The 13,401-nt window shown below is 67.8% G+C and carries 15 protein-coding genes; 9 read left to right on the top strand and 6 right to left on the bottom strand.

Annotated elements, in window-relative coordinates; translation table 11 throughout:
• Position 1: 1 nt before the first annotated feature.
• The 3 genes from ABD235_RS37875 to ABD235_RS37865 are packed head-to-tail and all read right to left on the bottom strand — an operon-like array spanning position 2 to position 2,884.
• A complete protein-coding gene (locus tag ABD235_RS37875) occupies positions 2-1,189 on the bottom strand; it encodes a CaiB/BaiF CoA transferase family protein (protein ID WP_344183198.1) in 1,188 nt (395 codons plus the stop codon).
• The gene (locus ABD235_RS37870) at positions 1,176-1,721 is read right to left on the bottom strand and encodes a MaoC family dehydratase (RefSeq protein WP_344183196.1); all 546 of its coding nucleotides are present in this window, start codon (positions 1,719-1,721) and stop codon (positions 1,176-1,178) included. Before ABD235_RS37870 ends, ABD235_RS37875 begins: the two co-directional genes overlap by 14 nt.
• A 2-nt stretch (positions 1,722-1,723) precedes the next feature.
• On the bottom strand, positions 1,724-2,884 hold the full coding sequence (locus tag ABD235_RS37865) for an acyl-CoA dehydrogenase family protein (RefSeq protein ID WP_344183194.1): 1,161 nt from the start codon (positions 2,882-2,884) through the stop codon (positions 1,724-1,726).
• A gap of 159 nt (positions 2,885-3,043) precedes the next feature.
• On the opposite strand from ABD235_RS37865, the gene ABD235_RS37860 reads away from it, so the two are divergent.
• From ABD235_RS37860 to ABD235_RS37835, 6 genes are all read left to right on the top strand, one after another.
• A complete protein-coding gene (locus ABD235_RS37860; RefSeq protein WP_344183193.1) occupies positions 3,044-3,511 on the top strand; it encodes a MaoC family dehydratase in 468 nt (155 codons plus the stop codon).
• Complete coding sequence (locus ABD235_RS37855) at positions 3,508-4,899, top strand: MmgE/PrpD family protein (RefSeq protein WP_344183191.1); 1,392 nt, start codon at positions 3,508-3,510, stop codon at positions 4,897-4,899. The genes ABD235_RS37860 and ABD235_RS37855 overlap by 4 nt, the downstream gene beginning before the upstream one ends.
• Complete coding sequence (locus ABD235_RS37850) at positions 4,896-5,843, top strand: HpcH/HpaI aldolase/citrate lyase family protein (protein ID WP_344183189.1); 948 nt, start codon at positions 4,896-4,898, stop codon at positions 5,841-5,843. The genes ABD235_RS37855 and ABD235_RS37850 overlap by 4 nt, the downstream gene beginning before the upstream one ends.
• Before the next feature lie 2 nt (positions 5,844-5,845).
• Entirely contained in the window at positions 5,846-7,228 is a 1,383-nt protein-coding gene (locus ABD235_RS37845) for an MmgE/PrpD family protein (RefSeq protein WP_344183187.1), read from the top strand.
• Between the two features lie 80 nt (positions 7,229-7,308).
• The gene (locus ABD235_RS37840; protein WP_344183186.1) at positions 7,309-7,899 is read left to right on the top strand and encodes a TetR/AcrR family transcriptional regulator; all 591 of its coding nucleotides are present in this window, start codon (positions 7,309-7,311) and stop codon (positions 7,897-7,899) included.
• Positions 7,899-8,744 (top strand): oxidoreductase, encoded by an 846-nt coding sequence (locus ABD235_RS37835; protein ID WP_344183184.1) that lies wholly within the window; start codon positions 7,899-7,901, stop codon positions 8,742-8,744. The genes ABD235_RS37840 and ABD235_RS37835 overlap by 1 nt, the downstream gene beginning before the upstream one ends.
• 20 nt (positions 8,745-8,764) lie before the next feature.
• Here the strand turns inward: ABD235_RS37835 and ABD235_RS37830 are convergent, their stop codons facing one another.
• Complete coding sequence (locus ABD235_RS37830) at positions 8,765-9,184, bottom strand: MarR family winged helix-turn-helix transcriptional regulator (protein ID WP_344183182.1); 420 nt, start codon at positions 9,182-9,184, stop codon at positions 8,765-8,767.
• A 69-nt stretch (positions 9,185-9,253) separates the two neighbouring features.
• On the opposite strand from ABD235_RS37830, the gene ABD235_RS37825 reads away from it, so the two are divergent.
• Positions 9,254-10,081, top strand: a complete 828-nt coding sequence (locus ABD235_RS37825; RefSeq protein WP_344183180.1) for an SDR family NAD(P)-dependent oxidoreductase — start codon at positions 9,254-9,256, stop codon at positions 10,079-10,081.
• A 99-nt stretch (positions 10,082-10,180) separates the two neighbouring features.
• On the opposite strand, the gene ABD235_RS37820 is transcribed toward ABD235_RS37825, so the two are convergent.
• Both ABD235_RS37820 and ABD235_RS37815 read right to left on the bottom strand, forming a co-directional pair.
• Positions 10,181-11,245: an aldo/keto reductase gene (locus tag ABD235_RS37820; protein ID WP_344183178.1), complete on the bottom strand. Its 1,065-nt coding sequence runs from the start codon at positions 11,243-11,245 to the stop codon at positions 10,181-10,183.
• Positions 11,246-11,312: 67 nt separating this feature from the next.
• On the bottom strand, positions 11,313-12,038 hold the full coding sequence (locus ABD235_RS37815; protein WP_344183176.1) for an SDR family NAD(P)-dependent oxidoreductase: 726 nt from the start codon (positions 12,036-12,038) through the stop codon (positions 11,313-11,315).
• A gap of 152 nt (positions 12,039-12,190) precedes the next feature.
• Between ABD235_RS37815 and ABD235_RS37810 the strand changes: the two genes are divergently transcribed.
• Together ABD235_RS37810 and ABD235_RS37805 are read left to right on the top strand one after the other, a co-directional pair.
• On the top strand, positions 12,191-12,745 hold the full coding sequence (locus tag ABD235_RS37810) for a TetR/AcrR family transcriptional regulator (RefSeq protein WP_344183174.1): 555 nt from the start codon (positions 12,191-12,193) through the stop codon (positions 12,743-12,745).
• A 45-nt stretch (positions 12,746-12,790) separates the two neighbouring features.
• Positions 12,791-13,396, top strand: coding sequence for a TetR/AcrR family transcriptional regulator (locus ABD235_RS37805; protein WP_344183172.1), 606 nt, complete (start codon positions 12,791-12,793; stop codon positions 13,394-13,396).
• The last annotated feature ends 5 nt before the right edge of the window (positions 13,397-13,401 follow it).

Genomic DNA, 13,401 nt, shown 5'->3' with positions numbered 1-13,401 from the left:
GTCATTGCACGACGCCGGCGGCCCGCAGTTTCTCGATGGCCGCCTCGTCCAGCCCGAGTTCGGCCAGAACGACGTCAGTGTGCTCGCCGACCAGTGGCGGCCCCAGCCGGTTCACCGACTCGAGGCCGGAGATCTGCGGCGGGAAGTCGAACACCTTGACCGGACCGACCGCGCTGTCGACCTCCTTGACGAAACCACGGTGCGCGATCCTGGGATGGGACAGCCCCTCCGCGAAGTTGTTCATCGCCCCTGCCGGAATGCCGATCGCGTGGAACCTGTCCTCCCAGTACGCCAACGGATGAGCCTTGACGGCCGCCCGAACGATCGGGTCGAGCGACTCGCGGTTGTCCATCCGAAGACGGTTGGTTGCGTAGAGGGGATCGTCGACAAGCTTCGGGTGGCCGATGGCCGTGCAGAACTTCAGCCACTGGTCACGACTGCCCGCACCGGCTGCGACGATCACACTTCGGCCGTCGGCGCACTCGTAGGCACCGTAAGGAAACATCGTGTGGTGATTCAGGCCCACCCGGCCGGGCAGCTTTTCGCCGTACCACCACATGTAGGGGAAGTAGCCGGTCCAGGTCATGACGGCGTCGAAGAGCGCGAGGTCGATCAGCTGCCCCTCGCCGGTCCGCTCGCGATGGTAGAGCGATTCCAGGATCGAGACGCACGCGTACATCGAGCCGGAGATGTCGGCCAGCGACACCGAGATCTTGGCCGGCGCCTCCGCGGTGCCGTTCGTGCTGATCAGACCGCTCTCACCTTGAATGATGAGATCGAGAGCCGAACGGTCCTTGTAGGGCCCATCCTGCCCAAAACCCGAGATCCGGCAGATGATCAGGCCGGGCTGCTCGCGGCGCAACCGGTCGAAGTCGACCCCGAACGACTCCATCGTCCCCGGGACGAAGTTCTCGATCAGGATGTCCGCGGTGGCGACGAGATCCTCGAACACCTTGAGACCGTCAGGGGTCTTGAGGTCCAGCGCGAGGCTGCGCTTGCCCGGGTTCACCCAGGCGTGACCCGATCCCATCCCGTTGACGATGTCGTCCCACAGCCGAATCAGGTCCCCGGCCCCAGGACGCTCGATCTTGATGACGTCAGCACCCATCTGGGACAGCAGCCGGGTGGCCATCGGACCTGAAACGCCCTGCGTGACGTCGACGATCCTGATTCCCTCAAGCGCCGACATCGACGCCTCCCCTCGTGATCACCTTGAGATTTCCGGGACGATCGGAATTGCCGTCCTTCTCGGCCCAGTGCGAGCGGCGCTTGACCAGCACCGTCCGCAGACCGGTGGCAACCTCGGTCCCGTCGGCCTTCCGCCCTGTGAAGCGATAGGTCATCAGCCCTGCGTCCGGGCGGTCGGACTCGGTCAGCGCGACAACCTCGCTGGACGCGTAGAGGGTGTCGTCCCGGTACACCGGATTCTTCAGCCGGATCTCCGTCATACCGACATCGCGGATCGCGTTCTCGCTCATGTCCTCAGAAGTCAGTCCGACGATGATCGCCAGGTTCACCGCCCCCATCACCAGCCGCTCCTCGAAGATGCCGCCCATCAGGCCGCGCATGTAGTCGAGGTTGAAGTGACCCTGCGCGGTGTTGAGGGTCGAGTGGGTCACGGCGAGGTTGTCCTCGTTGCTGACCGTCCGTCCGCGCACGTGCTCATGGACGTCGCCGACGGCGAAGTCCTCCCAGTAGCTGTCGTCGCTGGTGTACGCCACGGTCAGCTCCGTCCGAAGATGCTGCGGGCAATGATTTCGCGCTGGATGTCGGACGTTCCCTCGCCGATCGGAAGCAGGCCGCTGTCCCGCCAGTACCGGTTGACCGGGGCGTCGAGCGCGTAGCCGTTGCCGCCGTGGACGTAGAGGGCTTCCCAGCACACCTTGTGGGCCATCTCGGCGGCGAAGAGCTTCGCCATTCCCGCCTCGAGATCGGCGCGCTGCCCCGAATCCACCTTCGTCGCCGCGGTCATCGCCAGTGCGCGCGCGGCCTCGATCTGGGTGCGCATCTCGGCGAGGCGAAAGCGAATGGCCTGGAACTCCTTGATGGGCTTGTCGAACTGCACGCGGTCTTCTGCGTACTGGACGGCGGCTTCGTAGGCTGCCTGGGCCAGTCCGACACAGCGAAAGGCGAAGCCTGTGCGAGCGATCTCGTACCCGCCCATGAGCTGGCGGAAGGCCTGGCCCTCCACGCCGCCGACGAGGTTCTCGGCCGGCACCTCCAGCCCGTCGAAGTAGAGCTGGTACGACCACATCCCGTGGTAGCCGGCGGACTCGAGATGAGTGCCGTCAAGCTGCGGCGGGATGAACTCACCCCGGGGCTTGTCGATCATCAGCAGGCTCAGACCGCCGTGCTTGGAGTCGTTCGAGGTGCGGACGTAGGTGAAGAGCACGCCGGCGATGTCGGCGTTGGTACACCACTGCTTGGTGCCGCTGACGACGTAAGAATCGCCGACCCTCTTGGCCGTGGTCTGCACGTTGGCGGCATCGGAGCCGGCGTTCGGCTCGGTGCCCGCGGAGGCGGACTGGAGCCGGCCCCTGGCCAGACGCTCGAGGTACCGCTCCTTCTGGTCGTCTGTCCCGTAGCGCTGGAGGATGTCGCCGGTGACCACGTTGCGCTGAATGAGACTTCCCACCGACAGGCTCGCTCGGCACAGCTCTTCGGTCACCACGCCGAGCGCCCGAACATCGAGGCCCAGCCCGCCGTGCTCCTCAGGCGCGAGCAGACCGAAGTAGCCGAGTTCCCCCATCTTGTCGTAGAGCGTGTCCGGGATGCGCGCGTCCTCCAGGTCGAGCATCGCCGCGATCGGCATCACTTCCTTCTCGGCGAACTCGCGCGTCGCTTGTCGCAACTCGTCGTAGTCGAGGTCAGGCACGTCGCCCATTCCGAACACTCCTTCTCGTCGCTGCCCGCGGACCGATGAAAACTTCAGAGGTTTGGACCGTAGGCGACGATCACCACGCCTAGCAAGGGGTTGACAGAAAACCTCTGATGTTTATGGTGAGTCAGGTCGGACCAGTCCCCCAGGGCAGTCAGGAGAGCCATGAGAACCGTCGTTCGCCACCGCGGGCTGTGCTTCGAGGACTTCGAAGTCGGCCAGGAGTTCGCCCACCACTGGGGCCGCACGTTCACGCTGGGCGAGAGCATCGCCTACTCGACGCGGATGATGCACTACAACCCCCTGTACTTCGACGAGCCGTACGCCCAGCTGCTGGGGTACCGGGCCATTCCGATCAATCCGTTCCTGGTGTACTCGACGGTGCTCGGCCTGTCGGTGGAGGACCTGTCCGAGGCGGGCGGTCCCTTCCTCGGGATCGAGGACCTCACGTACGGCGAATCGACGTACGCCGGCGACACCGTCCGCGCCAGGTCCGTCGTGCTCGCCAAGAAGGAGACCCGCTCGAGGCCAGGGTGGGGCGTCGTCGAGTGGCACACGACCGGGACCAACCAGAACGGCGAAACCGTCGTCGAGTACCGGCGCGCCAACCTGTCCCGGATGCGTGACGCATGACCGCGGCGACGGTGGCGGGTCCGACGACGGACCTCGCCGGCCTGGCCGCCGGTCTCGACGCGGCCGCCCTTCCCGCGCGAGTGACCGAGGTGACCGGACACTGCCTGACCGACTTCATCGCGGTCGCGGCACTCGGAGGTGGCGTCGACTCGTCCGCACCCGTCCTCGCGACGATCGGCTCACTGAGCCTCGGAGGGCCGATCACGGTGATCGGCCGGGCGGCAGGCGCTTCCGCGGAACACGCGGCTCTCCTGAACGGCACGTTCGCCCACACACTCGACTTCGACGACACGAACATCGGCGCCAAGCTCCACCCTGGTGCGCCGGTGATCGCCGCCGCTCTGGCGGCCGCGGAGTACGGCGATTCGACCGGACCCGACCTCGTCGCGGGAATCGTGGCCGGCTACGAGGTCACCTGCCGGATCGGCAGGGCCCTGGGCGAGGGCGCCTACGACCGCGGCTTCCACCCGACCGCCGTCGCCGGCACCTTCGGAGCCGCGGCCGGCGCGGGTCGGGTGCTCGGCGCCTCGGAGACGGAGATCCGGGCAGCTCTCGGTGTCGCGGGCTCGATGGCGGCGGGGTCGATGCAGTTCCTCGGCAACGGCTCGTGGAACAAGCGGCTGCACCCCGGACTGGCCGCTCGGAACGGGCTACTGGCGGCACTGCTGGCTCGAGACGGGTTCCGCGGATCCGAGCAGGCCCTCGAAGGAGCGTCCGGAGCCCTGGTGAACTACAGCAGCGAGGCCGACCCCGCCGAGCTGACGAGGGATCTGGGCTCTGGCTGGCTCATGCTCGACACCGGATTCAAGCCGTATCCGTCGTGCCGTCTCACGCATACCCCGACGGACCTGTGCCTGCAGGTGCGCGACGAACTCGGTCGAGCGCCGGTACCCGGCGAGAAGATCACCGTGACGATCAGTCCGCGCGCGGACTCCATCGTCGGCGGCGGGCAACCGCAGAAGGTCCGGCCGCAGAACGTCGTCGACGCTCAGTTCAGTGTGCGGTACCAGTGCGCGGTCGCGCTGCTCGACGGCGAGGTCAACTGGTCGTCGTACGCCGATCTACGCAGGCCCGACGTGATCGCTCTGGCCGAAAGGCTCGATGTCGTCGTCGATCCCGAACAGGCTCTGGCTGCCGCGGAGCTCCGCGTGGACCGGGCCGGCGAAACCGTTCTCCGGTTGCGCCGGGACGCACCCCGGGGCGAGAGCGGCGATCCCGCGAACCCGGCGGTGGTCGAGACCAAGCTCCGGCAGGCGAGCACCGGGATCTGGTCTCCGCAGCGGCTCGAGCGGCTGGTGCGCTTGTGCCAGGCGCCATCGGACCTGCCGTCCGCCCGCGAGTGGATCCCGCTCCTGGCAGCCGAAGCGGGAGCGGGAGCAGCCAGGTGAACGCGATCTTCCGCAGTTGCCTGGTCACGCCGGCGGCCAAGACCTCGATGCTCGAGAACGCAGCGCGATCGGCCGCGGACCTGGTGATCGTCGACCTGGAAGACGGGGTCAGCTGGGACCGCAAGGACGCAGCCCGGCGGCTGGCCGCGGAGGCGAGCTCGAACCCGGTCTGGTCGACTCGCCCGCTCGCGGTGCGGATCAACCAGCCGGGGACCGGCCTGGCCTTGAAGGATCTGACCGAGATCGTGCGAGCCGCCGGACCGCATCTCGACCTCGTCGTAGTTCCCAAGGTCACTTCGCCCCGGGACGTGTGGTGGGTCGACACCACCCTCACCGAACTCGAGGCCGCAGCCGGCGCGAACCACCGGATCGGTCTCCAGGTCCTGGTCGAGGACGTCGCCGCGATGCACGCTCTCACCGAGATCGCCAGGTGCAGCACCCGCATCCGGTCACTGGCGTTCGGACCGGGCGACTTCTCCGCTTCGATGGGTGTCGACCTGGTTGCTGCCGGCAATGATCATCCCGACCTCTATCCCGGCGACGTCTGGCACAGCATCCGGACGGCGATCTCCGTCGCCGCGCACACCGCCGGCGTCGCGGCCGTCGACGGCGCCTATGCGGCGATCACGGACACCGCCGGCTACCGCCGCGAGTGCACTTGGTCGCGAACCATCGGCTTCAGCGGCAAATGGGCGATCCACCCGAACCAGGTCGCAGTCGCCAATGACGTCTACTCCCCCACCGCCGAAGCGATCGCCGCGGCGGAACGCATGCTGACCGCCTTCGAGGCCGCAACAGCCGCCGGGCTGGGCGCCGCCGCCCACGAAGGCAACCTCATCGACGCCGCGACGATACGGACCGCGCGCGCCACCCTCACGATCGCGGGCCGGCTCGGGCTCCGTCCCGGCGCATCACCCGCCCACCTCACCGAAGGCAGCCACTGAACATGTCGACGTCGACCTACACCGAGGAACTCGCACGGTTCACCACCGAACTCACGATCGACGACATCCCCGAGGACGTCCGCCAGGTGGCGCGGCTCCACCTTCTCGACGCGCTCGGCGTCGCGCTCGCCGCGACGACCACCGACTTCGGGGCCGCCATCCACGACGCCGGTCAGCAACTCGGCCATGGTCGCGACTCCACCGTGATCGGGTTCGGAACCCGACTCCCGGCCGCGTCCGCCGCGTTGGTCAACGGAGCACTCATCCACGGCCTGGACTTCGACGACACGCACATCGGCGCCATCCACCACGCGACAGCCCCTGCGCTGGCGGCCATGCTCGCCGTCGCCGAAGCTGAACAGGCCTCCGGCGAGGACGCTCTCGTCGCCTACATCATCGGACTCGAACTGGGATGCCGCCTGGCCGGTGCGGTGCCTGGCGAACTGCACGACCGCGGCTTCCACCCCACGGGCATCATGGGCACCTTCGCCGCGGTCGCCGTCGCCGGACGGCTGCGTGGGCTGGCACCTGCCGCCCTCGTGCGAGCCTTCGGCCTGGCCGGCAGCCAGGCCGCCGGCGTACTCGAGATCAAGGAGTCCTGGCTCAAGCGCCTGCATCCCGGATGGGCCGCCCACAGCGGTATCGCCGCGACCGCCATGGGCGCCGCTGGATTCGTCGGCCCCCGCACAATCCTCGAGGGTGAGCACGGGCTGTACCAGTCACACGTCGGGCGCGTCCCCTCCCGATCGGAACTGGGTCTGGACTCGCTCGGCTCGGTCTGGATGGCCGCCGACATCGCGCTCAAACCCTATCCCTGCTGTCACTTCACCCACGCCTTCGTGGACGCCGCCCTCGACCTCCGCGCCGAACTCAGTGCCCGCGGCATCGAGTTGGACCAGATCGAGCGGATCGAAGCGCCCACCAGCGAGAGGCTCTTCCACACCGTGGTCGAGCCCCGGGAGGCGAAGATCGCGCCCCGTACGACGTACGACGCCCTCTTCAGCGTCCAATACACGTCGGCGCTCGCTCTGGCCACCGGCCGGGTGGACCTCGCTGCGTTCTACGACGAGCCTTTCGACGATCCGACGGTGCTGGCCACAGCGGCAAAGGTAACCTGCCCGGTCGACACCGAGAGCGACTTCCCCAAGCGCTTCCCCGGCGAGCTCATCCTTCACATCGCGGATGGTTCGGTGCTCCGCAAGCGGGTCTGGGCCAGCAGGGGAACGCCGGACAACCCACTGAGCACCGAAGAGGTTCTCGCGAAGTTCAGGTCCACCGCCGGTCGAGCACTGTCCTCGGATGGCGCCGAAGCCGTGGTCGAGAAGGTGCTGAACCTCGACGAACTGCCGACCGTCGCGGAGCTTGTCCCGGTGGCCCAGGCCTGACTCCGAAGCCCTACCGTGAGTACCATCACTTATTTTTGACACCATGCCGATTTTTATCGACACGGTGTAGACTTCTTCGTATGACTGAGGCACGCGGCACCAAACGGCGGCAGGGCCCCCGGAAGGGGGACCTGCGGGAGAAGGCGATCCTGGACGCCGCCGAGGATCTGCTCGGGCGCGAGAGTGTCGAGTTGATGACGGTGGAGTCGATCGCCAAGGGCGCGGGGATTTCGCGGGCGGCGCTGTACTTCTATTTCGGCTCGAAGCTGGAGGTACTGACAGCGCTGGTGGGCCGGACGGTCGACGCGATGACCGCGCAGGCGGACGTCGCCCAGGCCGCGGACGCATCCGTCGAGGACGTCGTTCGGGCTTCCGTGCGGCACACCGCGAACTCGTGGCGCGAGCACGGCCTGGTGATGCGGGCCGCCGTCGACCTCACGCCGACCACACCGGCGATCCGCGCCCTGTGGACCGGGACCGTCAACCGGTATGCCACAGCCATGACCGAGGTGCTGACCCGCGCGGGCGTCGCTGACCCTGCGCTGGCCGAGGCGCTGTGCTGGATGACCGAGCGCACCTTCTACTGGGCGAGCGTCAACGGCGACGATCTCGACCGCACCGCCGAAACCTGCGCACAGATCTGGTGCGCGACACTGCGAGGGAACAACTGATGTCCGAATTTCTGATCACCGGTGTGAGCAGCGGCCTGGGCCGCGCTTTCGCCGAAGGAGCACTGGCCGCCGGTCACACCGTGATCGGCACGGTCCGCAAACCTGCCGATGCCGAGGCCTTCACCGCTCTGCACCCGTCCAGGGCCCACGGCCGATTGCTCGATGTCACCGACGACGAGGCGGTGTTCGCGCTGGTCGAGGAGATCGAGACCGAGATCGGCCCGATCGACGCGGTGATCGCGAACGCCGGCTACGGCTACGAGGGTGTTTTCGAGGAGTCGCCGCTGTCACAGCTGCGCGATCAGTTCGCCGTCAACGTCTTCGGCGTCGCAGCGACCGTCCAGGCGGTCCTGCCGTTCATGCGACGCCGCCGGGCCGGCCACATCTTCGCGGTCACCTCGATGGGTGGCCTGATGACCGTGCCGGGCCTGTCGTACTACTGCGGCAGCAAGTACGCCGTCGAGGGCATCCTGGAGGCGGTCGGTAAGGAAGTCGCCGACTTCGGCGTCCACGTGACCGCGCTCGAACCGGGCTCGTTCCGGACCGATTGGGCCGGCCGGTCCATGGTCCGCGCCGAGCGCACGATCGCCGACTACGACGCGCTCTTCGAGCCGATCCGCGCCGCCCGCCAAGCCGCCAGCGGCAACCAGTTGGGCGACCCGGCGAAGGCGGCGGCCGCCGTACTGGAGGTCTTCAACTCCGCCGAGCCGCCCGCCCACCTGGTGCTGGGCTCCGACGCCCTTCGGCTCGTCCAGGCCGGCCGCTCAGCGGTCGACGCCGAGATCGATCGGTGGCAGAAGCTCACGATCAGCACCGACTTCCCGACCGGAGCCCAGCTCGGCTGACCACACGTCGCTGCCCCAAGTCAGGTAAGTCCGACGGCACGATTCAGCAGGATCATGAGTTGCCGCAGTTCACTGCGCGTCAGCACAGCCAGCGGGGTCTTCTCCAGCGCCGTCCGGACCAGCTCGTCGCGGATCCGCCGACCTTCCGCGGTCAGCAACAGGACGCGGGAGCGTCGGTCAGCCGGATCCACTGCTCGCTCCACCAGACCTTGCTTGACGAGCTGGTCGGCGATGAAGGTCAAGTTCCCGGCGTTGCAGTACAAACGCTCGGCCATCACCTTCATCGAGGGCGGATCTTCAGCCGGGTCGATGGCCCACAGCGCCTGGAACGTCGCCGGTGTCAGCCGGTGCCGGGCCAGCGCCTGCCCGATCAGATCGTTCGTCCGCATCCAGATCTCGTGGGTCGCGGCGACCACCGCGGTGAGCTCGGACGCAGTCATGCCGACATCCTACCAATGCTTCAAGTCTTGAAGGATCGTGCTAGCGTCGATACTTCAAGACTTGAAACAATGGAGGATCTCGTGAACGACGACTATCGTGGCACCACCGCCCTCGTCACGGGCGCGTCCAAGGGGCTGGGGCGGGCTTACGCACTCGAGCTGGCGCGCCGCGGAGCGCAGGTCGTCCTGCTGGCCCGTTCGGAGACGGACCTGCGGAAGGTCGCCGCAGAGATCCAGGATCGGCACGGCAGGACCGACACCGAGGTGATCACCGGTGACCTCGCAACCGCGGACGGCCCGGAGCAGATCCTGCGGGAGCTACGCGACCGCGGCCTGGCCGTCAACCTGCTGCTGAACAACGCCGGCGCGGGCAGCGCCGGCCCGTTCCTCGACCGCCCGTTCGAGCCCCAGCTGCGCACGCTCCACCTCAACGTCGGCGGACTGCTCGTACTGACCCACGCAATCGGGACCGAGCTGGTCGCGCGCGGCTCCGGCGGCATCATCAACGTATCCTCCACCGCAGCTTTCCAGCCCATGCCCTACCAGGCCACCTATGCCGCGACCAAAGCCTTCGTGCTCTCCTTCACCGAGGCCCTGGCCGAGGAACTGCGCGGCAGCGGCGTCCACGTCATGGCCGCGCACCCCGGCGCGATCGCCACCGGTTTCTTCGACGGCACCACCGCCACGATCGACCCCAAGGTGGCCGACACACCGGACACCGTCGCAGCCCGCACCCTCGACGACTACGCCCGTCGCCGCGCGATCTCCTACCCCGGACGGGCCGTGAACCGCGCCCTCACCTGGCCCGCGCGCCTGCTGCCACGCACTGCCGTCGCGCGGATCGCCGCGACCTTCAATCGCCGGCTGGGCCTGCACGAGGTCGCCGACCTCGTCTAGTGGTCCGCCCACCGGCCGGTCTCGTCGCCAGACGGTGGCATCACGGCATACAAGGCCAGGGGGCAGCGGCGACGCTGCCCCCTGGCCGCTGCTCGACGGTCAGCGGCGAGCCTGGATCTTCAGATCGCCGCGGGTCTGGACCCTGATGTGATCACTGGCGAGCATGGCGTGCGGGAATCCGAGGTCGATCGCACTGACCTCGTCCAGACGCGCCAGGTGGGACGGGGAGAGCTCTACCTCCAGCGCTCCGAGGTTCTGCTGCAGCTGCTCCACGGTTCGGGCCCCGATGATCGGTGCCGTCACTCCCCGGTTCTGCAGGGTCCAGGCGAGCCCCACCTGGGCCGGGGTGTGGCCGAGCTCATCGGCGACCTCCTTGACGACATCCACAATGGCCAGGCTGCGCTCGGTCACTCCACCGAGGGCCACGTTGAAACTCTTGCGGACGCTTTCACCTTCGACGGCGGGCGATGCGGTCAGGTCCTCTCGGCTGTACTTACCGGTGAGCACCCCGCCGGCCAGCGGCGACCACAGGACTGTTCCCAGCCCCAGCTCCTGCGCCATCGGGATCAGGTCACGCTCCCCCGTACGCTCCACCAGGTTGTACTCCAACTGCAGCGCCGAGAGCGGCGACCACCCGCGCAGGTCGGCGATCGTCTGCATGCGGGCGATCTGCCAGGCCGGGGTGTTGGAAATGCCCACGTACAGGACCTTTCCCTGCTGGACAAGGTCGTCCAGACCGCGAAGGATCTCTTCCACGGGCGTGGTGGGATCCCACACGTGCAGGTAGAGCAGGTCGATGTAGTCGGTGTTCAACTGCCGCAGACTGGTTTCGACTGCCCCGAAGAGACTCTTGCGGCTCGCGCCACCGGAGTTGGGGTCGTTCGGCCGCCGCAGCGTCGTGTACTTCGTCGCCAGGACCAGGCTGTCCCGTTTGTCCTTGGCGAACTCACCGAGCATGCGCTCCGACGTACCGTTCGTGTAGGTGACCGCCGTGTCGATGAAGTTCCCGCCACGCTCGACGTAGAGGTCGAACAACCTCCGCGCCTCGTCCTGCTCCGCGCCCCAGCCCCACTCGTTGCCGAAGGTGGCTGCCCCGAGTGCGAGTGGCGAGACCCGCAGGCCGGAACGGCCCAGTTGCCGGTAGGTGTCGAGGGTGAGTGACATCGTGCTCTCCTGTACTAGTGATTGTTGGTGTTCGAGAGATGCCGACGGCCCGCCGGCAGGCCGCGGTTCAGACGCCGAGGCCGTAGCCGCCGGCCACGACGACGTCCTGACCGGTGACGTAGCCGGCGGCGTCCGAGGCGAGGAAGGCGACGACTTCGGCGACCTCCCGGCTCGATCCGAAGCGCTCGAACGGGATGTTCGTGCGCATCGCGTCCCGGCCGCTGGGGGAAACTCCCAGCTTGTCGAACAGCGGGGTTTCGGTCGCCCCGGGACTGACCGCATTAACGCGGATCCTGCGCGGAGCCAGTTCGAGCGCGAGCGAAGGCACCATCGCCAGCAGGGCACCGCGCGTCGCCGCCCCCACCGTGCCGCCCGGACTGCCGCGACGGGCTCCGATCCCCACGGTGAAGACGATCGATCCGCCGTCGCGCATCAACGGAAGGGCCTTCTGAAGGGTGAAGTACTGACCCTTGAAGTTGACGCCGACCTGCTCGTCGAACGACTTCTCGGTCACGTCGCCGACCGGAGCAGGGTGGAAGATCCCGGCGTTGAGGAACAGCAGGTCGAGCGACCCGAAGCGTTCGGACACCGTCGCCACGAGATCGTCGGTGTCGGCCAGAACGCGCGCGTCGGATCGGACGACCAGGACGTCGCCGGGAAGCTCGCGCCGTGCTCGCGCCAGGGAGCCGGGGTTCTGTCCGGTGACGGCGACCTGGTAGCCACGGGAGTGGAGCAGCTCGGCGGTTGCTCTGCCGATTCCGGTGGTGCCGCCGGTGATGAGCCCTGCGGGCATGGCGATCCTTTCGTCTGGCGGATCGATCGTTTCGTAAGCGGGGACCTCCCCACTTGCGCCACTGTACACTGAAACGGAGAGGTCCCCGATTCACCTCGGACCTCGACCCGCCACTCTCGATCGCGACGGCCATGAATCCTTCACGAACCCCTTTGCGAGCTGACGCACAGCGCAACCGCGAGCACCTGATCGCCACCGCGGCCGAGGCTTTCACCTCCGGTCGGCCGATTTCTCTGGATGCGATCGCCAAGCGCGCCGGCGTGGGCAGCGCCACTCTCTACCGGCACTTCCCCACCCGGGAGGACCTGGTCGAAGAGGTCTATCGAGACCAGATCCGCCCTCTCCGCGACGACGCGCGGACCCTCCTCGCCAACGAGCGACCCGCGCAGGCCCTCCACGCTTGGATGAGGCGCTTCGCCGAGTGGGCAGGCGAACGACGCGGAATCTGCGAAGCCCTGGTCGCCATGAGCGCAACGGGCCGCTTCGGCACCGGGCCGGTCTGCGACGAGGTCCAGCAGATCCTGGGAATGGTGCTCGAGGCCGGTGCCGACGCAGGGGAACTGCGCAGCGGACTCGACCCGGTCGAGGTCGGCGGCATCCTCGCCGGCGTACTCTCCGTGGCCGGCGCACCCGAACAGCGCGCCCAGCTCGACCGGATGCTGACCGTCATCGTCGACGGACTGCGACCCCGCCAGCTCGCACAATAGACCGCAGGGGTAGTAGACCGAACGTTCTGTCGCTAAGATGGTCAGATGACCAACGGCGAACCAGAACCCCGTCCCTCCGAGGCGCGGCTCCGGCTGCTGAGCACAGCGATCAGGATTTTCTACGCGGAGGGCATTCACGCCGTCGGCGTCGACCGACTGGTCGCGGAGGCAAAGGTGACCCGCGCCACCTTCTACCGGCACTTTCCCAGCAAGGAAGACCTCGTGCTCGCCTACCTGCGCGAAGTCCACCAGATGGATCGCGCCGGGTTCACCGCGGCATCCGCCGGCCTACCGCCGGCCGACGCACTACTCGCGGTCGCGAACTCGATCGCACAGGGCATCCAGTCCCCCGGGTTCCGCGGTTGCGCCTTCCTGAACGCCGCAGCCGAGTACCCCGACGCCGATCAGGCCGTCCGCCAGGAGATCATCGCGCACCGGCAGTGGTTCCTGGACACACTGACCGCGATGATGGCGCAAGTTCACGACAACACGGCGGATGCCGCCGCCCGCCACTTCGTCATGCTGCGCGACGGCGCTATGGCTGCAGGTTGCCTGTTCGATCCTGCCCTGGTGTCCGAGACCTTCCTGCACGGGATCGAAGGACTTCTCCGGATCAACTCCGAGCGCCAGTCGGTCGAGTTCTCCCGCTGAACACC

Origin of the sequence: Kribbella lupini, from assembly GCF_039529595.1 — a bacterium.
GTDB lineage: Bacteria > Actinomycetota > Actinomycetes > Propionibacteriales > Kribbellaceae > Kribbella > Kribbella lupini.
This window is presented reverse-complemented; position numbering and strand designations above follow the sequence as displayed.

What these genes read in the sequence shown, in the direction of transcription:
- ABD235_RS37865 (WP_344183194.1), bottom strand. Translation starts at nt 2,884, where the DNA reads ATGGGCGACGTGCCTGACCTCGACTACGACGAGTTGCGACAAGCGACG.
- ABD235_RS37845 (WP_344183187.1), top strand. Translation starts at nt 5,846, where the DNA reads ATGTCGACGTCGACCTACACCGAGGAACTCGCACGGTTCACCACCGAA.
- ABD235_RS37855 (WP_344183191.1), top strand. Translation starts at nt 3,508, where the DNA reads ATGACCGCGGCGACGGTGGCGGGTCCGACGACGGACCTCGCCGGCCTG.
- ABD235_RS37875 (WP_344183198.1), bottom strand. Translation starts at nt 1,189, where the DNA reads ATGTCGGCGCTTGAGGGAATCAGGATCGTCGACGTCACGCAGGGCGTT.
- ABD235_RS37820 (WP_344183178.1), bottom strand. Translation starts at nt 11,245, where the DNA reads ATGTCACTCACCCTCGACACCTACCGGCAACTGGGCCGTTCCGGCCTG.
- ABD235_RS37860 (WP_344183193.1), top strand. Translation starts at nt 3,044, where the DNA reads ATGAGAACCGTCGTTCGCCACCGCGGGCTGTGCTTCGAGGACTTCGAA.
- ABD235_RS37805 (WP_344183172.1), top strand. Translation starts at nt 12,791, where the DNA reads ATGACCAACGGCGAACCAGAACCCCGTCCCTCCGAGGCGCGGCTCCGG.
- ABD235_RS37840 (WP_344183186.1), top strand. Translation starts at nt 7,309, where the DNA reads ATGACTGAGGCACGCGGCACCAAACGGCGGCAGGGCCCCCGGAAGGGG.
- ABD235_RS37830 (WP_344183182.1), bottom strand. Translation starts at nt 9,184, where the DNA reads ATGACTGCGTCCGAGCTCACCGCGGTGGTCGCCGCGACCCACGAGATC.
- ABD235_RS37825 (WP_344183180.1), top strand. Translation starts at nt 9,254, where the DNA reads ATGGAGGATCTCGTGAACGACGACTATCGTGGCACCACCGCCCTCGTC.
- ABD235_RS37815 (WP_344183176.1), bottom strand. Translation starts at nt 12,038, where the DNA reads ATGCCCGCAGGGCTCATCACCGGCGGCACCACCGGAATCGGCAGAGCA.
- ABD235_RS37835 (WP_344183184.1), top strand. Translation starts at nt 7,899, where the DNA reads ATGTCCGAATTTCTGATCACCGGTGTGAGCAGCGGCCTGGGCCGCGCT.